Source organism: Parasalinivibrio latis (assembly GCF_036825535.1).
GTDB classification, from domain to species: domain Bacteria; phylum Pseudomonadota; class Gammaproteobacteria; order Enterobacterales; family Vibrionaceae; genus Parasalinivibrio; species Parasalinivibrio latis.
In genome coordinates this window covers 2,986,640-3,008,649 of the sequence record NZ_CP098812.1, presented here as the reverse complement: position 1 = coordinate 3,008,649, position 22,010 = coordinate 2,986,640, and the positions used below count along the sequence as shown (strand labels likewise).

The following is a 22,010-nucleotide window of genomic DNA, read 5'->3' as shown; positions in this document are numbered from 1 at the left end:
TCTTGATTGACGGCTTTTTTGCACCTGCGAAACGGCTAGACACAGTTAAAGCAGATCTTTGTGGACTTTCACGACCACCTTTTTGACTTCTGACGGGCTGGAGACGGCACAGCCCGGTTTGTGCGGCTGGTGCGGGTAGAAAATGGCAAACATGCCCGGAGACAGCAGAAGCGAGCTTGCGCCCGGCATGGTTTCAAGCAGGGCAAAGTCATTTTCAGCATCGTAATCTGTCGCCGGGCGGCAGCCGGATTCAGCCAGGCAAACATCAATGCGCTCTTCGCCGCTTATAAGAAACTGGATATCAATATAGTCATGGTGCAACTCGCCCTGCTTTTCACTGGCAGGTAGGGTAGTCAGCGTCATGACATTGGCAAACAACCGGTCACCGTCGATGTCATGACGACCGTTTTCAAGGTTGTTCAAGTCGTTATTGCGAAGAAAAGCCAGACCCTTTTCAATCGCGTCAGGAAAAGCGGTTTCTGTTCGGTGCAGGAGGCCAAAATTCATGGGAGATCCTCAGGAAACATGTTGTTGTTTTGCCCAGTCGGCTGCACCCAGCAATCCGGCATCCGGCCCACATTGGGCCGAAATAATGTCGGTGTGGTAGGTCGCCGGAAGGGTGGAAAGGTGGTGTTTAACCCGGTCAAGATAACCCTCTGCCAGGCCAACACTGCCGCCGAGGGCGATAAGATCCAGATCAAGGCTGATGCGAAGATCAGCGATCAGGTTGGCAATCACGCGAGCTGAGCGATCGACAATGGCTATGGCGTCCCGGTGCCCGCTGAGTGCGTGCTGGTAAAGGGCTTGGCCGTTACAATCTGGGCCAAAAATTGCCTGTCCGGCTTTACCAATAGCGGTGCCGGATGCAATGGCTTCCACACAACCTGTCCTTCCGCAGCCACATCGCGGCCCGTTAGGATCCGCCAGCATATGCCCGGCGTGCCCGGCAATTCCGCGCGGTCCGGTTTGCAGTTCCCCATTTAATACGATACCTGCACCGACCCCAGTTGATACGGTAACAAATGCCATGTTCTGAACCGGTGCTGACAGCACTTTGTATTCCGCCCATGCTGCAGCCTGGGCGTCATTGATGGCAAGAGTCGGCAAGCCGGAAATACGGCTGGCTTCATCAACCAACTCAAACCTGTTCAGGCCGCCAAGGTTGGCCGGGTTAAGTGCTGTGAGCACGCCGTTATCTATAATCCCGGTCGAGGCAATAGCAAGGTATTCAGCTTGCGGAACAAGTGGGGTAAGCAGGGTGGCCAGTGCCGCAATCAGTTGGTCAGGCTTTTGCGAGCCGGGAGTCGGGATCTGGTTTCTCCCGGTCACCTTCCCGTCTCTGACAAGGGCAGCTGCGAGCTTTGTCCCGCCAATATCGAGGGCTAAACAGGTCATGGTAAATCCTTCTTAACCGGTTTGGCACCCGGACAGCGATGCCGATACTCCGATGTTTAATTGATTTTGAAGTTTAACTCCAATGATAAACGCGGTATCACCCCACGCAATTGCCGGATTCTGAATTAGCGATGTCCGGCACAGTTTTAAGTCGGTCAGTCCAACGCCGCGGTTGTTCGTGATTTGGTGAGTTTAGCCCGCTCTGGATCGGCCTGTACCAGCAGGGTATAAAGCAGGTCGAGGACAAAAAGCTGGCTTATCTTGGTACCGATGGAGTCACCTTGCAGCTTGCCTTGCCGGTTACCGTTAACCAGTACTTTGTCAGCGGCTTTGGCAATGTCGGACATTGGGTTGTGCGTCAGTGCGATGGTTGTTGCACCGGCTTCACTGGCGAGGGTGAGCGCCTTGATGGTTTCCATTGATGTGCCTGAATGGCTGATGCCGATAGCAATATCACCGGGTTCGAGCAGCGAGGCCCTCATATACATAAAGTGGTTGTTGGTGAGAGCGTCCACATCAAAACCTATTCGCATCAGTTTGTTTTTCGCTTCGTCTGCGGTAATGCCGGAGGAACCCACACCAAATATTACGATCCTGCGTGCAGATTTAAGATCGGCGGCCACCGTTTCCAGGGTGCGGAAATTGACAAGGTTCAGGGTTTCGCTCAACACGTTGTTGATGGTGGCCTGCAGTTTCTGGCCGATGATTTCGGCGCTGTCTTCTTCGGTGACATCTGTATCGAGCAGGCTCTTTTCTTCACTGCCGAGGCTGGCGACCTCAATGGCAAGGTCGAGCTTGAAGTCCTGGAACCCTTTGAACCCCAGTGAGCGGCAAAAGCGGATAATGCTGGCCTCACCGGCACCGGCTTCCTGAGACAACTCAGCAATGGAAAGGCGAGCTGTCTGGGCAGGGTTTGCCAGGATACAGTCGGTAATGCGTCTTGCTGAAGGGGTAAGGCTGTTGCGCAGGCTGCCCAGTGTATCCAGGATTTTTCCGGCTTCGAGGGTTGGGGTGTCAGGCATGTCAGTCGCTCTTCCTGTTGGTCTTTTCACTGCTGTAGGAGTCATCATCCCACGGCGACCTGGTGATGTGAAGTTTTACTCCATAGAGCAAACTAATGGAATTTTAAGAGATTGCAGTAATGCTCACAGTTTCATAATTAAACCGGCTGAGCGAATCAAAGCACCATTGCATGGTTAATTTAACCTTCCTAGAATGCATGAAACTCCATTTGTGATTTATAAATGAAGTATTACTTCATTCCCTAGAAACAGAAAGAGTCATCAAGAACATTCAAGGATTCGCTATGGAAAAGCTGACAGGTCTGATTGCTGCACCCCACACCCCATTTACCTCCGCCGGATACGTAAACTACGAGATGATCGATGCGATTGTTGAGCATCTGGTAAAAGACGGCGTGAAAGGTGCCTATGTTCTGGGAACGACCGGGGAGGGTGTACATTGCTCGGTTGAAGAGCGTATGAAAGTGGCTGAACGCTGGGTATCCGCAAACAATGGCCGAATGAAACTTATCATTCATACCGGTGGGCTGAGCATTGCCGATACCCTCACCCTGACGCGCCATGCGGAGAACCTGGATGTATTTGCCGTTTCTGCCATTGGCCCATGTTTCTTCAAGCCGGGTAGTGTGGCTGACCTCGTTGAATATTGTGCAACCGTGGCTGCTGCCGCGCCGTCAAAAGGGTTCTATTACTACCACTCCACCATGTCCGGCGTGAATGTGGATATGGAGCAGTTCCTGATTGAGGCTGACAAGCGCATTCCTAACCTTTATGGGCTTAAGTTTAACAGCGGTGATCTTTACGAATACCAGCGCTGCCTTCGTGCCTGCGGCGGTAAATTTGATATCCCTTGGGGAGTGGATGAGTTCTTCCCGGGTGCGCTGGCAGTTGGTGCGACCAGTGCTGTTGGCAGTACCTACAATTATGCAGCGCCGCTTTACCACGACATCATGGAGGCGTTTGCTGCCGGTGATATGGAAATTGTCCAGCGCCAGATGGACAAGGTCATTGCCGTAATCCGGGTGCTGGTACAGTACGGCGGTGTTGCTGCGGGTAAGGCTGCGATGGCGCTGCACGACATTGATGCAGGTAACCCGCGTTTGCCGCTTCGGGCACTGACTGCGGAGCAAAAAGAAGATGTGATTGAGAAGATGCGCACGGCGATCGCCTGAACCCACTGATTCTCATGCATAAAGAAGGGGAACCATGGTTCCCCTTCTTTGTTTTTACCGTTTTAGTTTGCCGGTTATGGCATTTCGTCAACCAGTTCAGGTTTTGGCTGGTAGTGCATAGGGCTCAGTCCCAGCATTTCCTGTACCGTCGAGGCAATGGTCACAGAAGACCAGGTACCTGTCAGTACACCTACAAACAGGGTGATCGAGAAGCCATACAGTGCCTGTCCACCAAGCAACAACAAGCATGCAATGGTAAACAGCGTGGTACCGGCTGTAATCAGGGTACGTGAGAACGTTGCTTTTACCGCGATATCAGTGCTGCTGTATACATCGGCAGTAGGACGGGCTTTCAGTACATCGCGCAGTCGGTCGGCGATTACGATGGAGTCGTTAAGCGAGTAACCGATAACTGCGAGCATACCCGCAATGACGTTCAGGTCGATTTTCACCCCAAGGAATGCCAGCAGGCCAAGGGTCAGGATGCTGTCGTGCACCAGCGAAGCCACAGCGGCCATAGACAGGCGCCACTCGAAGCGGATAGCCAGGTAGAGCATGATAGACAACGACGACACAATAAGTGCCAGACCGCCTTGGTCAAACAGCTCTTCACCCACCTGAGGACCGACAATGTTGGCCTGCACCAGTGTGACCGGCTGGTGGAATTGCTCGCTCAGCAGCGCCACGATGGCATTCGGGTCAGTGATTGGTGCGTTGTGTGGCAAGGTCAGGTGCCAAACGCCCGCAGCTGACGCCTGGCTGATATGGCCAATGCCAGCCAAGGGTGCCTGCAGCATACTCATCAGCTCGGTCTGGTTGGCCAGTGAGTTGAGTGAGAAGTCAACGATGATGCCACCGGTGAAGTCGATACCCGGCTTGAGGCCGTAATGGAATACGGCAAACAGGCTAAGGGCGATCATCACCAAGGACAGCGTAAGCCCTGCATAACGCAGGCGGGTTAATGGATACGGTTTCATGGTCTGTCTCCTCAGCACTAGATTTTCACTGCGCGACGGCTGTCACGGCCCCAGATCGGGTTGATGATGGCGCGGGTACCCCAAATACCGCTGATCATGCTGGACAGCAAGCCCAGGATCAGGGTGGTGGCAAAGCCCTGCAGCGGGCCGGAGCCGATGGCGTACAGGCAGGCTGCGGAAATCAGGGTAGTGATGTTTGCATCGAAGATAGTGCTGAATGCTGAACGGTAGCCGAAGTCGATGGAAGCAGCGAGGCTTGCACCTTCCCGCAGGCGGTCACGGATACGCTCGAAGATAAGGACGTTGGTATCCACCGCCATACCGACAGTCAGTACCAGGCCGGCAATGCCCGGCAGGGTCAGTACTGCACCCGGCAGCATGACCAGCAGGCCGATTTGCATGACCAGGTTGGCACAAAGGGCAACAATTGCGACCCAGCCAAAGCGGCGGTACCAGATGGTCATGAAGATTGCCATGCCAATCATACCAATGCCCAGTGCAGTGAAACCTGCCTTGATGTTCTGGGCTCCCAGAGTCGGACCGATAGCACGTTCAGATACAATCTGGATTGGCGCTGTCAGTGCACCGGAGCGCAGCAACATGGACAGCTCCTGGGCTTCTTCAACGCTGTCGAGACCGGTGATACGGAAGCTATTACCCAGAGCACTCTGGATGGTTGCCACGTTAATCACTTTGTCTTCAGCGATAAGCTTGCCTTTGGCATCAGGCTTGTACTCAGTGTACACGGTCGCCATTGGCTGGCCGATATGGCTGCGGCTGAAGTCAGCCATCTGGTCGCCACCTGGACCATCAAGGCGGATATCTACCTGTGGGCGACCCATTTCGTCGGTACCACTGCGGGCATCAACAATGTGCTCACCGCTCAGTACTGCGTTGTGGGCAAGGCGGACCGGACGGCCAAGGCGGTCGTTGATAATGCGTGGGCCGGTTTCTTTAGCTTGGTAGAACGCCAGTGAGGCAGTTGCACCGATAACAGACTTGGCCTGTTTAGGATCATGCACACCCGGCAGTTCGATGCGAATATGGTCACGGCCCTGACGCTGTACACTGGCTTCCACGATACCCAGCTCACCGATACGGTTACGCAGGATGGTGATGTTTTGCTCAAGTGCAGACTGGGTCAGCGTATTTTGCTCTTCCTCAGTCATGGTCAGTACCAGCTTGCCGTCGTCGTCTGTTTCCAGCCAGCGCTGCTGGTATGGCTGCATAAAGCGGGTCAGGAAAGACTCGGCATTTGGGTTGTTGCTCTTGAAAGAGATTTGGGTTGCAGACACCTTGCGGACTACGGTACCGCGCAGACGTTCTTTACGAACTTCCTTTTGCAGCTCGCTCACCAGGGCATCAGCATGGCGGTCAAATACCGCATGGGTATCCACATACAACAGAAGCTGGACACCGCCGCGCAGGTCAAGGCCCAGTTTTACAGGGCTGGCACCCAGTTTCTCAAACCATGACGGTGCAGCAGAGGCATACTGGATGGTCAGTTCTGTCTTGTCGCCAAGCGTATCTGCCAGCAGGGCTTTCGCCTTTTGCTGGCTTTCCATGTTATTGAAAGCAATGACCAGTGAACCGTCTTTCTGGGTCACTGACTTCGCCTTGATATTGTGTGAGTCCAGTAACCCGGCAACGTTTGAGGCAGACAGCGTACTGCCTTTCTCTGCGTGAACACCCAGTGCTGGGGTATCACCGTAGAATGTTGGGATCGCCTGAATCATCAGGGTTATGAACATCAGGATGAGCAGGCCATATTTCCAAAGGCTCAACCGGTTGAAATTTGCCGCGCGCGAGGCGGCCTGGGTTTTATTTCGCATATCAGGCTTCCCCTGCAGGTTGTTTGGCCGGTTTCATCATCCGGCGGACTTTGATGATCACTGCACTCAGCACCGCAATGGTGAGTGTAATAACCGGTCCCATCATCAGCATCATGGTGACCGTTTTGCTGATTGGCTCCGGCAGGGACGGCAGGATGTAGCCGGTACCAGTCAGTAGCAGTGTCCATAGCAGGGCACTTAACCAGGAAAAATAGTGGAAGCGGGTGGCATGGCTGACACGCATGCCCATCACCAGTGGTAGCAGAGAGCGCACTACCGGGATAAAGCGGGCAACAAACAGCGCTACCAGTCCGTGGTGGCCAAGCAGCCTGTCTACAGTGTCCAGGCGTTTTTGTGGAACGGCATGAACCCACGACTGTACGCGGGGAAGGCGGTTAAGCCACCGGCCTTGCATGTAGCCCAGCCAACTGCCGGACGCTGCGCAGATAAAAATGAGGCAGAAGGCAAAAGGCGCGTTGATAACGCCGACAGCAGCCAGGGTGCCTGACAGGATAACCACACTGTCGCACGGGAAAGGTGCTGCGGGGATAAAACCGCTTTCAAGCAAAATCAGCGTAGCGACGCAGACATAAATAAATGCTGCGCTGCCAGGTGCCATCAATGCGGTAAAGTCCTGATGCCAAAGGGCGATCAGAACGTTATATAGAGAATCCAGCATTGTAATCTCCGATATAAATACGGCCGTTAGGAAACGACGGGACTTTTAAATGATGAGGGTGTTACCGGAGGTTTCAGCGGGACTGGATAAACCGGTATTGAAGGTTGCTTTCACGCCATCCGCCCAGCCGGTGGCTGGCGCTTTCCAGATAGCGTCTGGGCATTCGGGCAAAAAGGGAGAGGCTCAGTACACCGGCCAGCACCAGTTGGAGGACAACAGGCCATTCGGGCAGGTTGCTTTCCTGGATTTCAGGCTCAGTTGGGAGCAGGATTCTGGGGTAGTGAACACGGACATATTCACGTTCAGGTGCGATGCTTAAATTGACGTCGTGGTCTTTAAGCTGGCTGGAGCCGGATTCGGCAAATTGAACGGGCAGCAGCACACGACCGGCCAAACTGCCAATTAGCAGGGCGGTTGTGATTAAGACTAAAATAGGCAGCCAGCGGCGAAGACCGTTCAACGGATAATCCTGTGTATGTTTGCCTTGGCAAACTGATGATGCGTTTTTACTGCGAAGCGCAAAAAAACGCAACCCGGATTTTATCTAATTCGCCCCGTTTTAGCTGCACGGCACATAAAATAGGAAACCAGTACTTTGATAGACAGCCATTGCCACTTTGATTTTCCGCCATTTTGTGATGATCCGGGACGATTTTTATCCGATGCCCAAAAAGTAGGTGTGTCGATGCTTATTGTCCCGGCGGTTGGGCGTAGCAATGCTGAGCAAATTGCCTCTCTTTCTAAGAATTTCGCGCAAATTCGCTATGCGCTTGGTTTACATCCGTACTATATCCATTTCCATTGTGACATTGATTTGAGCTGGCTTGAAACAGCGCTGGCCGAAAGGGACGACAAGTGTGTCGCTGTCGGGGAGTGCGGGCTGGATTTCGCCATTGAAAACCCGAAAAACGAGCAGCAACTGTACTTGCTTGAGCGGCAACTGGCGTTGGCTGAGGCCCATAATCTGCCGGTTATCCTGCACTGCCGCAAAGCACATAATGAACTGATCCGGGTGTTGAACCGGTTCCGGAGAGTAAATGGGGTGCTCCATGCGTTTAGCGGAAGCTTTGAACAAGGAAAGGCACTCATAGACAGAGGGTGGTTTTTGGGTATTGGTGGCACCATTACCTATGAAAGGGCGAGAAAAACCAGGGAGGCGGTAAAAAAGTTACCTTTGGATGCCATGTTGCTGGAAACAGATTCCCCGGATATGCCGCTGTATGGCTATCAGGGAGAGCCAAATCTTCCTTCCCGTTTACCTCTGGTTGCTGATGTTCTTGCTCAATTAAAACAACAAGATGTAGAGAAAATTAAACACCAAACGGTGAAAAATAGCCGACGATTGTTCTGTTTAGACAAAAAGTGAACAACAAAAAGCAAACGTTTGCTTCTCACTTTTGCTTCAAAATGAGATAATTGTCACGCAATCTCGCAAATTACATATCTGTTTACGTAATAAGTGTGAGCTCTGCATTACTTTGTTGGTGGGGTCGTGCGTATAATCCGGCCCCGGAGCTTTCTCCAAAATTGTCGAGACGCCAAAACTGAAATAGGGAAGCCATATATTATGAGCCTGCTTATGAGCTTGGTCGGTATGGCGGTGCTGCTGGGTATTGCAGTTGCACTGTCTGATAACCGAAAAGCGATTAACCTTCGTACTGTTGGTGGCGCATTTGCCATCCAATTCTTCTTCGGTGCATTTGTTCTGTACTACGAACCGGGACGCGAAATTCTTTACAGCGTTTCACAGGGAGTTTCAAAAGTCATCGGGTACGGTGACCAAGGTATTAGTTTCCTGTTTGGTAACCTCGTCAACTTTACAGTAGATGGGTTGGGCTTTGTTTTTGCGCTAAAAGTATTACCAGTAATTGTATTCTTCTCAGCACTGATCAGCGTGTTGTACTACCTGGGTATCATGCAAGTTGTGATTAACTTCCTGGGTGGTGCATTGCAAAAGGCTTTGGGTACTTCCCGCGCTGAATCCCTTTCTGCAACGGCTAACATCTTTGTAGGTCAAACCGAGGCACCGCTGGTTGTGCGTCCGTTCGTACCTAAAATGACTCAGTCTGAGCTGTTTGCGGTAATGTGTGGTGGCCTGGCATCTGTAGCCGGTGGTGTACTGGCGGGTTACGCCTCTATGGGTGTACCTCTACCATATCTGATTGCAGCTTCTTTCATGGCGGCACCGGGTGGTTTGCTGTTTGCAAAAATTATCAAACCAGAGACTGAAAAACCGATTGATCAGCTTGATGCACTGGAAAACAGCGGTGACGACAAGCCTGCCAACGTGATTGACGCGGCGGCTGCCGGTGCATCCTCTGGTATGCAACTGGCACTGAATGTAGGTGCAATGCTGCTGGCCTTTATCGGCCTGATTGCCTTGATCAACGGTATGCTGGGTGGCATCGGTGGTTGGTTCGGTTATGGTGACCTGTCTCTGGAATTGATTCTGGGATTAGTCTTTAAGCCATTGGCATTCCTGATTGGTGTACCTTGGGGTGAAGCCTCTATTGCCGGTTCTTTCATTGGTCAGAAGCTGGTTCTGAATGAATTTGTAGCTTACTCATCATTTGCTCAATACCTGGGGGATGCGGCTCCTGCAGTCCTGAGCGAGAAGACTAAAGCCATTATCTCCTTCGCACTGTGTGGTTTTGCTAACCTGTCTTCAGTCGCAATCCTGCTGGGTGGTCTGGGCGGTCTGGCACCAAGCCGTCGTCACGACATTGCACGCTTCGGTATGAAGGCCGTTGCGGCAGGTACCCTGTCTAACCTGATGTCAGCAACTATTGCAGGCTTGTTCCTGTCACTGTAAAGACATCCCGGTTACGGATAGAAACGCCACAGTTCGCTGTGGCGTTTTTTTATGCCTGAAATTCCCAAAACTGATGCTCCATTAGGCGGTTGAACTCACCTATTGATTGGTGAGTAGATGAAACAGTGTCTCTTTCAACAGAAACAGGTACTATCTGGCTGGAATACAGGGAGAGGGGTAAAATTAGTGGGCAACATCACAGATTTGAATGTTGTGGTACATTAATTTTCATCTCACGGATTCGACAGGCACCGAACCTGACCGAATTTTATGACGCCTTAACCCCGATAGGCGCCAACCGGCAACAAGGATTGTTGAATGGAAGGGTACTTTCATACTTCAGGGAACCAAGTCCGATCTATGAGCTGTTGTTAGTGTCATTCCTAACGGCTGACAGCAGTTTTGTTAGCTTGGTTGAGATTTTTGACTGGAGAAAGTCATGAGCGATTTACATGCTGCCGCGCTGCGCGCACTGAAACTGATGGACCTGACTACACTGAACGATGACGATACTGATGAGAAAGTTATCGCGCTGTGCCACGATGCAAAAACTGCAGTCGGTAACACGGCGGCAATCTGTATCTATCCACGTTTCATCCCAGTTGCGCGTAAAGCTCTGCGTGAGCAGGGTACGCCTGAAATCCGCATTGCCACAGTGACCAACTTCCCGCACGGCAACGATGATATTGAAATCGCTGTAGCAGAAACCAAAGCAGCGGTTGCTTACGGTGCTGATGAAGTGGATGTGGTATTCCCTTACCGTGCCCTGATTGCCGGCAACGAGCAGGTTGGCTTTGACCTGGTTAAGCAGTGTAAAGAAGCCTGTGGTGACAAGGCTCTGCTGAAAGTAATCATCGAAACCGGTGAGCTGAAAGAAGAAGCCCTGATCAAGAAAGCCTCTGAGATTTCTATCAATGCCGGTGCAGACTTCATCAAAACCTCAACTGGCAAGGTGCCTGTAAACGCAACCCCAGAATATGCCGAAATCATGCTGAACGTGATCAAGGACATGGGCGTTGCCAAGACCGTTGGTTTCAAACCAGCCGGCGGCGTGCGTACTGCGGAAGACGCAAAAACTTTCCTGGAAATGGCAGATCGTATTCTGGGTGCAGATTGGGCAGACAACATGCATTACCGTTTTGGTGCATCAAGCCTGCTGGCTAACCTGCTGCACACCCTGGGTGAAGGCGAAAAAGCAGCGGAAGGCGGTTACTAATCCCTTCCCGATAATGTGCATCCGGGCGGCGTATGGCCTTCATCCTGCCGCCCACCTTTTCCCTGCTTTCAGCCCAAGGGGTGCCTTATGTTTTTGCCTCAGGAAATTATTCGCAAGAAGCGTGACAACATTGCCCTCAGCAATGAAGAGATCCGCTTTTTCATCAACGGCATCGCGAAAGATACCGTTTCTGAAGGCCAGATCGCGGCCTTTGCCATGGCAGTGTTCTTTAATGACATGACCATGGATGAGCGTGTTGCCCTGACCTGTGCCATGCGTGATTCAGGTATGGTACTGAATTGGGACCACATGAATTTTGGTGGCCCGATTGTCGACAAACATTCAACCGGCGGTGTGGGTGACGTTACTTCCCTGATGCTTGGCCCAATGGTGGCAGCATGTGGTGGATTCGTCCCTATGATTTCAGGCCGTGGCCTGGGCCATACCGGCGGAACCCTGGATAAGCTTGAGTCTATCCCGGGTTACAACATCAGCCCGTCAAATGACATCTTTGGCAAAGTGACCAAAGAAGCGGGCGTTGCCATCATCGGCCAGACCGGTGACCTGGCACCGGCGGACAAGCGCGTTTACGCCACCCGTGACGTTACCGCAACCGTCGACAATATTTCCCTGATTACTGCATCTATCCTTTCCAAGAAACTGGCCGCAGGCCTTGAGTCACTGGTGATGGATGTGAAGGTGGGCTCCGGCGCATTTATGCCAACCTACGAAAAATCAGAAGAGTTGGCGAAATCTATCGTGGCGGTTGCCAACGGTGCCGGTACCAGTACCAGTGCGCTGCTGACCGATATGAACCAGGTGCTGGCATCGTCTGCCGGCAACGCCCTGGAAGTCCGCGAAGCGGTGCGTTTCCTGACCGGTGAGTACCGCAACCCGCGCCTGTACGAAGTTACCATGGCACTGTGTGCCGAAATGCTGGTACTGAGCGGCCTGGCGAAAGATACGGCAGAAGCCCGCCACAAGCTGGATACCGTGTTGGATAATGGAAAGGCGGCAGAACACTTCGGCAAAATGGTAGCCGGTCTCGGTGGTCCGCTGGATTTTGTTGAGAACTATGAGAAATACCTGGCAACTGCCGGCATCATCAAGCCTGTGTTTGCAGACGCAAGCGGCTTTGTGGGTGCGATGGATACCCGTGCTTTGGGTATGGCAGTGGTCGGCATGGGCGGTGGACGCCGCGTGGCGAGCGATACCATCGACTATGCAGTGGGCCTGGATGAGATGATCCGGCTGGGGCAGGTGGCTGACAGCCAAACCCCGCTGGCGATGATCCACGCCCAAAATGAAGAACAGTGGCAGCAGGCGGCAGAGGCTGTGAAAGCAGCAATTACCCTGACCGACAGCAAGCCTGAGGCGACCCCGGAAGTATACCGCCAGGTCGGCCCACAAGACGTCTAACGGAGGCGAAGATGAAACGCGCATTTATTCTGGTTCTTGATTCATTTGGTGTTGGTGCCGCTGAAGACGCTGACAAGTTTGGTGATGTAGGCTCTGATACCCTGGGTCACATCGCTGAAGCCTGTGCAAAAGGTGAAGCGGATACCGCTGACCGTAAAGGCCCCCTGAGCCTGCCAAACCTCAGCCGTCTCGGCCTTGGCAAGCTGGCTGAGGAATCAACCGGTTCTTTCCCGGCTGGATTGGATGAAAATGCCGACATCATCGGTGCCTACGCGTACGCCAAAGAGCTTTCTTCCGGTAAGGATACCCCTTCCGGTCACTGGGAGATTGCCGGTGTGCCTGTGCTGTTTGACTGGGGTTACTTCACTGACCACAACAACAGCTTCCCGCAGGAACTGCTGGACCGCATCGTGGAAAAAGCTGGCCTGCCGGGTTACCTCGGTAACTGCCACGCTTCCGGTACCCAAGTGCTGGATGACCTTGGCGAAGAGCACATGAAAACCGGTAAGCCGATTTTCTATACCTCTGCAGACTCGGTATTCCAGATTGCCTGTCATGAAGAAACTTACGGGCTGGACAACCTCCTGAAGCTGTGTGAACTGGTACGTGAAGAGCTTGAGGATTACAATATCGGCCGCGTGATTGCCCGTCCGTTTGTCGGAACCGGCAAAGGCAAGTTCGAGCGTACCGGCAACCGCCGTGACTACTCTGTCGAGCCGCCTGCGGCAACCGTGCTGCAGAAGCTGGTGGATGAAAAGGGTGGTGACGTGGTGTCTATCGGTAAAATCGCCGATATCTACGCCCACTGCGGTATCACCAAAAAAGTGAAAGCAACCGGCATCCCTGCGCTGTTTGACGCAACTGTTGATCAAATTAAACAAGCGGGTGACAACACCATCGTCTTTACTAACTTCGTGGACTTCGACTCAGCTTACGGTCACCGCCGTAACGTAGCGGGCTATGCCGCAGCGCTGGAATATTTCGACAAGCGCCTGCCGGAAGTTCTCGATATCATGCAGGACGATGACGTGCTTATCATCACTGCTGACCACGGCTGTGATCCTACCTGGCCAGGTACCGACCACACCCGTGAACACATTCCTGTGCTGGTATACGGCAAGAAGGTTAAACCGGGCTCACTGGGCCGCCGCGAAACCTTTGCTGATATCGGCCAGAGCCTGGCGGGTTACTTCGGTACCTCAGCCATGGAATACGGTAAATCTTTCCTGTAATAGCCCAATAACTGAAAAGGAAACCAATAATGGCAACTCCACACATCAATGCTGAAATGGGTGATTTCGCTGACGTAGTTCTGATGCCAGGCGATCCACTGCGTGCCAAGTTCATCGCAGAAACCTTCCTGGAAGATGCCAAAGAAGTGAACAACGTTCGCGGCATGCTGGGCTTCACCGGTACTTACAAAGGCCGCCGTATCTCAGTTATGGGCCATGGTATGGGTATCCCATCATGCTCAATCTACGCGACCGAGCTGTTCAAAGACTTCGGCGTGAAGAAAATCATCCGTGTAGGCAGCTGCGGCGCCGTGCATGAAGATGTAAAACTGCGTGACGTAGTTATCGGTATGGGTGCATCTACTGATGCGAAAGTAAACCGTACCCGCTTTAACGGTCATGACTTTGCGGCACTGGCTGATTTTGACATGGTTCGCCATGCACAGCAGGCTGCCAAGAACCTGGGCGTTAACGTACGCGTAGGTAACATCTTCTCTGCAGACCTGTTCTACTCTCCAGAACCAGAATTCTTCGACAAGATGGCGAAATTCGGCATCCTGGGTGTTGAAATGGAAGCTGCGGGTATCTACGGTGTGGCAGCAGAGTTCGGTGGTAAGGCACTGACTATCTGTACTGTATCTGACCACATCAAGACCGGTGAGCAGACTACCTCTGCAGAGCGCCAGACCACTTTCAACGAAATGATTGAAATTGCGTTTGAATCTGTACTGCTGGCAGATGCTGAAGAAGCGTAATTGCTGCAGAAACAGAAACAAGAAAGAGACAGCTTCGGCTGTCTCTTTTTGCATCGGGTTCTGGGAAAAGTGGGTCCTTGGTGCTGGGAAAACCAGTACGTAAAACCGGATTGAAAGCACTTCGAGTGAAAATATTGCAGGACCCAGGACCCAGGATCCGCTCCTAAACCTTTACCATCAATATCTTCGAGCGTCTCTGGTAGTTGTAGAGTGCCTGTTTCCCGTTTGGCAGGCTGGGGACATCTGCTTCGTAGAAACCCTGCTCACGGAACCAGTGAACACTGCGGGTCGTCAGTACAAAGATGGTTTCCAGACCCATCGCCCGTGCTTTGTGGCGAATATGGTTGAGCAGCACGCCGCCGCGGTTACCATCACGGTAGTCAGGATGCACCGCAACGCAGGCCATCTCGCCGGTTTTTTCTTCCTGGAACGGGTAAAGGGCGGCACAGCCAATTACCAGGCCGTCGCGTTCAACAATCGTAAACCGTTCTATTTCCTGCTCCAATTGCTCACGGGAGCGGCGTACCAGAATACCCTGTTCTTCCAATGGGCCAATAAGATCCAGAATACCGGCAATATCATCGATATTGGCAGAACGGACTTTCTCCGCGCTTTCCATCACTATTTGGGTGCCTATGCCCTCAACAGAGAACAGCTCCTGAATCAGGGAACCATCTACCTTGTAGCTCAACAGGTGGCTTCGTGGCACTCCAGCGCGGCAGGCACGAATGGAGCCACGTAGGAAGCGGGCTGTACCGGATTCATAGTCCCCGGCCTGGATATGTTGTTGCAGTATTTCTTCTGCCTGATTAGGGAAGAGCTCTGAAATAATATTGCCGGTCGCGCCCTGTACTCCCTGGGTAGAACAAAAGCCTATCAGCTTTTCTGCATTGAGTTTGATGGCAATCTCAGTAGCAATTTCTTCAGAGCAAAGGTTGAAACATTCACCCGTAACGGAAGAGGCGACGGGACCCAGCAGAACGACGGCCTGTTGGTTGAGCTGGCTGCGGATGCCGTCGATATCAATACGGCGGATACGCCCGGAATGGCAATAGTCCACGCCGTCATCTACCCCCAGTGGTTGAGCTATGACAAAGTTACCGCTTACCACGTTGATCTGAGCGTTTGCCATCGGGGTGTTATTGAGGCTCATGGAAAGTCGGGCGGTAATATCAAGCTGAAGCTGGCCGGCGGCCTGTTTTACAAGCTCCAATACTTCGGTATCCGTTACCCGGGCACCTTTGTGGTATGGGGTTGTGAGGCCGTGTTTGTCCAGCAGGGTGTTAATTTGTGTGCGGGCACCGTACACCAGAACCAACTTGATGCCCAAACTGTGCAAGAGGGCGATGTCATTAACGATATTTGGGAAGTTCTCGTCAGCAATGGCTTCGCCACCCAGCATAATGACGATGACTTTACGTTGGTGGGCATTCACATAAGGTGCTGACTGGCGGAATCCCTTTACCAGTGCGGTACTTCTGAGTTTCAAGCTGATATCCGTATCACTTAAATAATTATGCTGAAATAATGACTAATTATTTCGTTGTTAGCAAGATAAAATCAACTTGTTTCAATTTTTATGTGTCTTTACACAGCCTTAATGTTCAAAGTGCATTATGCTGAACAATATATCAGTATTGAGAATCCGGCTTAATTGTGAAAAAGAACTTGGCAGTAACTATGGTGTTTTTGGTCACCATAATGGCGCTTGCGTTGGTTGGATATCACTACCGGGCTTACATCAGCTCCCCCGGTACCAATTTTTATGGCACCTGGATTGAACAGAATGTCCCCCCGTACCTGGCGGAAGAATTTGAGGTTCGTGAAGGGGGGGTGTTTATCAATGGCAGTATTGCCACCACTAACCTCAGTGTAAGCCGAGACAGTCTGAGTTTTACCATTGGTGACAAAACGTACCGGTTTGTCGTCGTGGATGAGTTCACCATCATGCGTGAAGCACCTGAACACTATTCCAGTTATTTCCGCCGGGCTATGCCGCAGGCAGTGAAAGAAGCGGAGGAAGAAAAGGTTATAAACCTTTAACCTGCCGACCTTACCTCCCTGACGTTGATTTTCGTAACCTGGACAGCAATCAGCCTGTTTGGAATAGCTTCCCAGACAGCATTGAAGCGTCGGGGTTTTCATACCTGATCGACTAAATCGTTGATCATTACTAATGGTTGTAATCTTGCTGGCGTGACACAAGGACAACAGGCGGATTTTGTTTGCGTCAGGGAGTGCTTTTTGTCACGCTTGGCGCAACCTGTTTAAAAGTAAGGAATCCCGTGATTCGTCGTATTCTCCCCCTTGCCGCTGTACTGTTACTTGCCAGTTGTGCGCGTCCGACAGACAGAGGTCAGCAGTATCTTGACGGTTCATTTGATAATGTTCTTAATCCGGTGCCTGCGGTTGTAACCAACCAACCTAAAGATTTTTCCCTCTTTGATGCCCAACTGGCTAAAGTTGAAGAGGTCTCGCCCAGCCTGGTAAAGAAAAATGAGGCTGTATATGACAAGGTTCAGGCATGGCTTAAAGCAGGAGGTGATCCCGCGAAACTGGCTGAATTTGGGATTAATACCGAGCAGATGGGTGGTGGTGACGGGTATGGCAACGTGCTGTTTACCGGCTACTTCTCCCCTGTGATTGAAATGCGCCACAAGCCGGATGCCCTGTTCCGCTACCCGGTTTACGGAAAGCCAATATGTGGTGAGCGTTGCCCTACCCGTGACGAAATATATGCAGGTGCATTGAATGGACTCGGACTTGAGCTGGGCTACAGTGCTTCACTCATCGATAACTTTATTATGGAAGTGCAGGGCAGCGGCTTTATTCACTTCGGTGATACTGACCAGCTGGAATACTTTGCCTACGGTGGAAAAAATAACCACCCGTACGTGAGTATCGGTAAGGTTCTGATCGATAAAGGGGAAATCCCACGTGAGAAAATGTCCCTAAAGGCGATCAAGGACTGGGTTAACAGCCACAGTGAGAAAGAAGTGCTGAATCTGCTGATTCAGAACCCATCATACGTTTTCTTTCTGCCAAAAGCCGCGCACCCGGTTACCGGTACTGCCGGGGTTCCTTTGCTTCCGGGCGCATCAGTCGCTGCTGACCGTGACTACCTGCCCATGGGCACAGTGCTGCTTGCTGAAGTTCCTCAATTGAATGAACAGGGGAGCTGGAATGGCGGTTATGTCCTTAAGCTGCTGATGGCTCTCGATACCGGTGGGGCAGTGAAGAAAAACCATCTTGACCTGTACCATGGTATGGGTGAGGAAGCGGGCATCCAGGCAGGCCACTACAAATATTTTGGCCGGGTGTGGAAGTTGGGTACAGACCAAGGACCAGGCTTGCCATCTGAACAGCCTTTGGCAAAACAGAAAGACAAGCTGGTCAAGAACTGAAGTCTGTCTAGACAAAAACGGGCTCCGGCAGGAGCCCGTTTTCTGTTGGGTGCAGGTTACTGCCTGATTACACAGCGGTAGCCGTCAAACACAACGCGGGATTTGCCTTTCAGAGTAACAGGCCCATTTTCACACGGGATCTCGAACAGTCCAAAAACGGCGATACTGACATCGACGTTATCACCCGGCTTTTTACCCAGTTGGTCGAGCAGAGGACTCTTCTGGTTATAGTTGCGGGTACCATACCACTTCAGCCAAGGGCGGCGAGCATCCCAGTCACCATCAAACAATGGTACAACTGGGAAGAAGCTGCGGTTTTTCAATGTCATCTTGAACTTTACAGGCTTCTCTTTGTACGCAAGGCTGATAACAACCGGGTCATGGTCAGAGGATGAATATGGGTTGTTTGATTTAACCAAGTCGCCGGTGAAGCGGCCTGAGTATTCAAACAAGGTGCTTTCGCTGGCGTTGATGTGCCAGTCTTCCACACCTTTCACCTTCTTAACCAGGGACTTGTTACCCATCGCATGGTCAAGGCTGCCAAGCTCTCCGTCAAAGGAGTAGGAGAATGCTTCTGCACCAATAAATGCGGGAGCCAGGTTGGTATACCCGAAGCCCTTGCCCACCTCACGTGCAGTTTCATCCAGCGGAGTACCTGCAATTGAGGTGCCGGCTGCAGTGACAATCTTACGCGTGCTGGAGGCTGGGTCATAATCCGTCAATACACGGACTGGGTCTTCTTTGCCATAGGCATTGAAATCACCCAGAAGCAGGATATCTCCTTTCATGCCATCCAGGGCCTTACCCAGCGTTTCGGCAGCAGAGACGCGAAACTCGTTACAGCGGCCTTGCAGATCTGCCGGGTCATCATCAAACTCACCAGCAACCCAGTCTTCATAACAGCCAGACCCTTTTGACTTGAAGTGGTTTACCGCCACCGTCAGCTTTTGCTTACCGACGCTGAACTGCTGTACCAGGGAGTCACGCTGGAACTTGTCGAGTTGGCGTACATCGCCGTCCGGGTTGGCTCCGCTGATATGTTGCTCGGGCATCCTGACCGGCTGGGCGTCGCCGTTTGGTTGAACTCGGGCAGGGCGGTAAAGGATGGCCACCATGATGGCGTCAGTGCCGTAGTACTTTCCTTCGCTGCGGTCAGATTCAGACGGGGTGATGTAGCTGTAGTGTTCGGCTGGATCTGTGAGGTTGGCATTCAGCTCAGCAACCAGATTGGCTATGGCACTGTTGTCACCGAAACCATTATTCTCGATTTCCATAAGGCCAAGGATATCGGCATCGATTGCCACCATGGCGTTCACGATCTTGGTGCGCTGGAGCTCAAACTCAGCAACATCCTTGGTACCACGGTTACAGCCACGGCTGGCGTCGGCATCTGCCTGGTCTGCACAGGTAATGTTAAGGTCACCTCCAATGGCACTGGCACTGGTGAAAAAGTTGAGTACGTTGAAGCTTGCAACCCGGAGGTTGCTTCCATCTACGTCTGCCGGAGCGTCGGTACGGTCATTGTTATGGATAAAGTCTCCGGCAACGATTTGGTTGGTGGCAACCAAACGGTAATCACCAAAGCTGTAGCCAACCACACCTTCGAGGTTAACCAACTGATCACCAATCCTGATATACCCCTGTTCAGCGTCCAGCCCAGGGAAATAGGGGATTACACCATTCGGGGCTTTGGCGTCGGTTTCGACGTACAGCTGATTGGTTCGGTTTGCTTCCGCAAGCGCAGCTGTTTCCGGTGCCTCAGCAACATACAGCTGGGTAGGTTTGAAGTTCGGTTCGTCGTGCGACAACACCATGTTGTTACGGAAAGCATCATAGTCAAACCCAAAGTTGCGGGTTACGACCAAATCGCTGTCCTCAGCCAGGCGAACATGCATACCTTCGTAGCGCTCCATGGCATCAGCCAGTGTCTCACCGTCATTGACTTCTATTTCAGCAGCTGCCGGTGCGCCAATGTTCTGGCCGATCTCGATTTTGCCTGCATCCAATGCAATTTCGGTCAGACCAAAGAATTCTTTCACCTTTCCGGAGACACATACTTCCTGACCGGGTTCAAGGCCAGAAACGCTCTGGCTTCCCGTATAGACAAGGATACCGTCTGATGTGGCCGGGTTGCCGTCGCCTGTGGCATCCTGCAGCCAAAAGCCTTTAAACAGGCTGTTGGTTACAGCGGTTACAACTCCCTTGGTGACATAGACATCATCAGATTCGAAGGAGCCGGCTGGTACTAAGGGGCTGGACGCGCCATCGCCCTGAATGGCATAAATCGGTGTCAGGGTCTCGCCTTCACAGGTAAAGGTATTGCCACCGCCACCAGAGCTATCACATGCCTCTTCACCACTGCAACCGAGGCCGTCGACGGTATCTTTTCCAAGTGTCAGCCAATTCGTGGACGGATCAAATGCCGATCCAATATCAGTGCGGCCCGTCGTGCCGTCTTTGCGCCTTAGGGTAGTGTCTTTGCCGAAGTAACTGTCATTGCCAAGCTGGCCCAGGCTGTCTGCCAGTGAATCTCCATTTTTCAGTGCGACAACATCGTTGCCGTTGAAAGAAAGTGAGCCGGTAGTCTGGTCTGCTGCAGTTTTGATTTCTTCAGACGCAGAGCTGTGGGCGATAACATAGCTTTCTCCGGCAGGGAGATTTCCGGACAGGTTGATGGGGCTGTTAAAAGTGGTTTTGCCATTGCTGGCAATGGATACTGTCCATCCGGAAAGGTTGACGTCGGTAGTGCCCAGGTTAGAAATTTCGAGTGCTTTGTTATTGGAAGCGCCTTCCACATACTCAGTGATAAGGACCTCTGCCATTGCCGGGGTGGCTGCGAGTGCAACCGCCAGAGCAACGGGACTCCATTTTATAGAGACCATTTCTCGTTCCTTTTGAGGGTTAGTTCAAGAAAACTATGAATTATCTACAGAACTAACATTTCAAAACGGTGATGTTGGTCGCGCAAATGGATTGGTATGTGTCTTATTGTTGATAACTATGACATTGGTTCAAAATACAACTGGTGCCAATAAAAACGCCGGCATATTAGCCGGCGTTAGTGAGGCTGGTGATATTACTTACATCAAACCAGCTTCTTTGTAGTACTTGGCAGCACCAGGGTGAAGAGGTGCAGACAGGCCGTCTTTCACCATTTCTTCTTTCTTCAGGTTGGCAAATGCAGGGTGCAGGCGACGGAAATCGTCGAAGTTTTCGAACACGGCTTTCACCACGTTGTAGATAACTTCCTCTGGCACTTCAGTAGAAGATACGAAAGTCGCACCCACACCAAAGGTCTTTACGTCACTGTCATTGCCACGGTACATGCCACCAGGGATGGTCGCAGTACGGTAGTAGTCATTTTTCTCAATCAGGCTCTTGGATGCTGCGTTGTCAACAGTAACCAGAACGCTGTCACAGGCTGTGGTTGCTTCCTGGATAGAGCCACTCGGGTGACCAACGGTGTAGACCATAGCGTCGATCTTGTTATCACACAGTGCTTTTGACTGCTCAGCGGCTTTCAACTCAGAAACCTGACCAAAGTCGTCTTGGGTCCAGCCCATTTCTTTCATCAGTACTTCAATGGTACCGCGCTGGCCAGATCCAGGGTTACCGATGTTAACGCGCTTGCCTTTCATGTCGTCAAAAGTCTTGATGCCTGCGTCGGCACGGGCAACGACTGTGAACGGTTCTGGGTGGATGGAGAAAACTGCGCGCAGATCCTTGTAAGGACCCTGTGATTCAAACTTGCTGGTACCGTTGTAGGCATGGAACTGCCAGTCAGACTGCGCGATACCCATGTCCAGTTCACCAGCCTTGATGGTGTTAATGTTATAGATTGAGCCCCCCGTACTTTCTACGGAACAGCGGATACCGTGCTCTTTACGGCTTTTGTTAACCAAACGGCAGATTGCACCTCCGGTTGGATAGTACACACCCGTTACGCCACCGGTTCCGATAGTGATGAACTGATTATTGGCCTGAACAGATGTTGCGCTCCCAACTGCGGCGGCAAAACCCAGTGTGAGCAAAGTCGTTTTGAGTGCTTTCATGCCTACTTTCCTTTTGTAGTGGTTAGTTGCAATCCATTTGTGA

Annotated in this window: 19 protein-coding genes; 9 read left to right on the top strand and 10 right to left on the bottom strand. The window is 52.0% G+C overall.

Features of this window, described 5'->3' with window-relative positions:
• Positions 1-45 precede the first annotated feature (45 nt).
• The 3 genes from nanQ to NF212_RS13950 all read right to left on the bottom strand — a co-directional run bounded on the left by nanQ (position 46) and on the right by NF212_RS13950 (position 2,417).
• Entirely contained in the window at positions 46-507 is a 462-nt protein-coding gene (gene nanQ / locus NF212_RS13960; protein ID WP_434356622.1) for an N-acetylneuraminate anomerase, read from the bottom strand.
• Between the two features lie 9 nt (positions 508-516).
• The gene (locus NF212_RS13955) at positions 517-1,395 is read right to left on the bottom strand and encodes an N-acetylmannosamine kinase (RefSeq protein ID WP_434356620.1); all 879 of its coding nucleotides are present in this window, start codon (positions 1,393-1,395) and stop codon (positions 517-519) included.
• 155 nt (positions 1,396-1,550) lie between these two features.
• The gene (locus NF212_RS13950) at positions 1,551-2,417 is read right to left on the bottom strand and encodes a MurR/RpiR family transcriptional regulator (protein WP_434356618.1); all 867 of its coding nucleotides are present in this window, start codon (positions 2,415-2,417) and stop codon (positions 1,551-1,553) included.
• Positions 2,418-2,701: 284 nt separating this feature from the next.
• On the opposite strand from NF212_RS13950, the gene NF212_RS13945 reads away from it, so the two are divergent.
• Positions 2,702-3,589: a dihydrodipicolinate synthase family protein gene (locus NF212_RS13945; RefSeq protein ID WP_434356616.1), complete on the top strand. Its 888-nt coding sequence runs from the start codon at positions 2,702-2,704 to the stop codon at positions 3,587-3,589.
• A gap of 74 nt (positions 3,590-3,663) precedes the next feature.
• Here NF212_RS13945 and secF read toward each other — a convergent pair whose 3' ends face one another.
• The 4 genes from secF to NF212_RS13925 all read right to left on the bottom strand — a co-directional run bounded on the left by secF (position 3,664) and on the right by NF212_RS13925 (position 7,537).
• Positions 3,664-4,566 carry a protein translocase subunit SecF gene (gene secF / locus NF212_RS13940; RefSeq protein ID WP_434356614.1) on the bottom strand — a complete coding sequence of 301 codons (903 nt, stop codon included), beginning with the start codon at positions 4,564-4,566 and terminating at the stop codon, positions 3,664-3,666.
• Between the two features lie 17 nt (positions 4,567-4,583).
• A complete protein-coding gene (gene secD / locus NF212_RS13935) occupies positions 4,584-6,398 on the bottom strand; it encodes a protein translocase subunit SecD (RefSeq protein WP_434356612.1) in 1,815 nt (604 codons plus the stop codon).
• 1 nt (position 6,399) lies between these two features.
• Positions 6,400-7,077 carry a DedA family protein gene (locus NF212_RS13930; RefSeq protein ID WP_434356610.1) on the bottom strand — a complete coding sequence of 226 codons (678 nt, stop codon included), beginning with the start codon at positions 7,075-7,077 and terminating at the stop codon, positions 6,400-6,402.
• A gap of 73 nt (positions 7,078-7,150) precedes the next feature.
• Positions 7,151-7,537: a hypothetical protein gene (locus NF212_RS13925; RefSeq protein ID WP_434356608.1), complete on the bottom strand. Its 387-nt coding sequence runs from the start codon at positions 7,535-7,537 to the stop codon at positions 7,151-7,153.
• Between the two features lie 135 nt (positions 7,538-7,672).
• On the opposite strand from NF212_RS13925, the gene NF212_RS13920 reads away from it, so the two are divergent.
• The 6 genes from NF212_RS13920 to deoD all read left to right on the top strand — a co-directional run bounded on the left by NF212_RS13920 (position 7,673) and on the right by deoD (position 14,511).
• Entirely contained in the window at positions 7,673-8,443 is a 771-nt protein-coding gene (locus NF212_RS13920) for a TatD family hydrolase (protein WP_434356606.1), read from the top strand.
• Between the two features lie 201 nt (positions 8,444-8,644).
• Positions 8,645-9,889: a NupC/NupG family nucleoside CNT transporter gene (locus NF212_RS13915; protein ID WP_434356604.1), complete on the top strand. Its 1,245-nt coding sequence runs from the start codon at positions 8,645-8,647 to the stop codon at positions 9,887-9,889.
• A gap of 439 nt (positions 9,890-10,328) precedes the next feature.
• The gene (deoC, locus tag NF212_RS13910) at positions 10,329-11,105 is read left to right on the top strand and encodes a deoxyribose-phosphate aldolase (protein WP_434356602.1); all 777 of its coding nucleotides are present in this window, start codon (positions 10,329-10,331) and stop codon (positions 11,103-11,105) included.
• A gap of 87 nt (positions 11,106-11,192) precedes the next feature.
• The gene (gene deoA, locus NF212_RS13905; protein WP_434356600.1) at positions 11,193-12,524 is read left to right on the top strand and encodes a thymidine phosphorylase; all 1,332 of its coding nucleotides are present in this window, start codon (positions 11,193-11,195) and stop codon (positions 12,522-12,524) included.
• Positions 12,525-12,535: 11 nt separating this feature from the next.
• On the top strand, positions 12,536-13,756 hold the full coding sequence (gene deoB / locus NF212_RS13900; protein ID WP_434356598.1) for a phosphopentomutase: 1,221 nt from the start codon (positions 12,536-12,538) through the stop codon (positions 13,754-13,756).
• A gap of 29 nt (positions 13,757-13,785) precedes the next feature.
• Complete coding sequence (gene deoD / locus NF212_RS13895) at positions 13,786-14,511, top strand: purine-nucleoside phosphorylase (protein ID WP_434356596.1); 726 nt, start codon at positions 13,786-13,788, stop codon at positions 14,509-14,511.
• 163 nt (positions 14,512-14,674) lie between these two features.
• Here deoD and argA read toward each other — a convergent pair whose 3' ends face one another.
• Positions 14,675-16,000, bottom strand: a complete 1,326-nt coding sequence (gene argA / locus NF212_RS13890) for an amino-acid N-acetyltransferase (protein WP_434356594.1) — start codon at positions 15,998-16,000, stop codon at positions 14,675-14,677.
• A gap of 167 nt (positions 16,001-16,167) precedes the next feature.
• Between argA and NF212_RS13885 the strand changes: the two genes are divergently transcribed.
• Positions 16,168-16,554: a DUF2850 domain-containing protein gene (locus NF212_RS13885; protein WP_434356592.1), complete on the top strand. Its 387-nt coding sequence runs from the start codon at positions 16,168-16,170 to the stop codon at positions 16,552-16,554.
• A 242-nt stretch (positions 16,555-16,796) separates the two neighbouring features.
• Entirely contained in the window at positions 16,797-17,915 is a 1,119-nt protein-coding gene (mltA, locus tag NF212_RS13880) for a murein transglycosylase A (protein WP_434356590.1), read from the top strand.
• Positions 17,916-17,971: 56 nt separating this feature from the next.
• On the opposite strand, the gene NF212_RS13875 is transcribed toward mltA, so the two are convergent.
• Together NF212_RS13875 and NF212_RS13870 are read right to left on the bottom strand one after the other, a co-directional pair.
• On the bottom strand, positions 17,972-20,797 hold the full coding sequence (locus tag NF212_RS13875; protein WP_434356588.1) for an ExeM/NucH family extracellular endonuclease: 2,826 nt from the start codon (positions 20,795-20,797) through the stop codon (positions 17,972-17,974).
• Positions 20,798-20,995: 198 nt separating this feature from the next.
• Positions 20,996-21,967, bottom strand: coding sequence for a TAXI family TRAP transporter solute-binding subunit (locus NF212_RS13870; RefSeq protein WP_434356586.1), 972 nt, complete (start codon positions 21,965-21,967; stop codon positions 20,996-20,998).
• Positions 21,968-22,010: the final 43 nt, after the last annotated feature.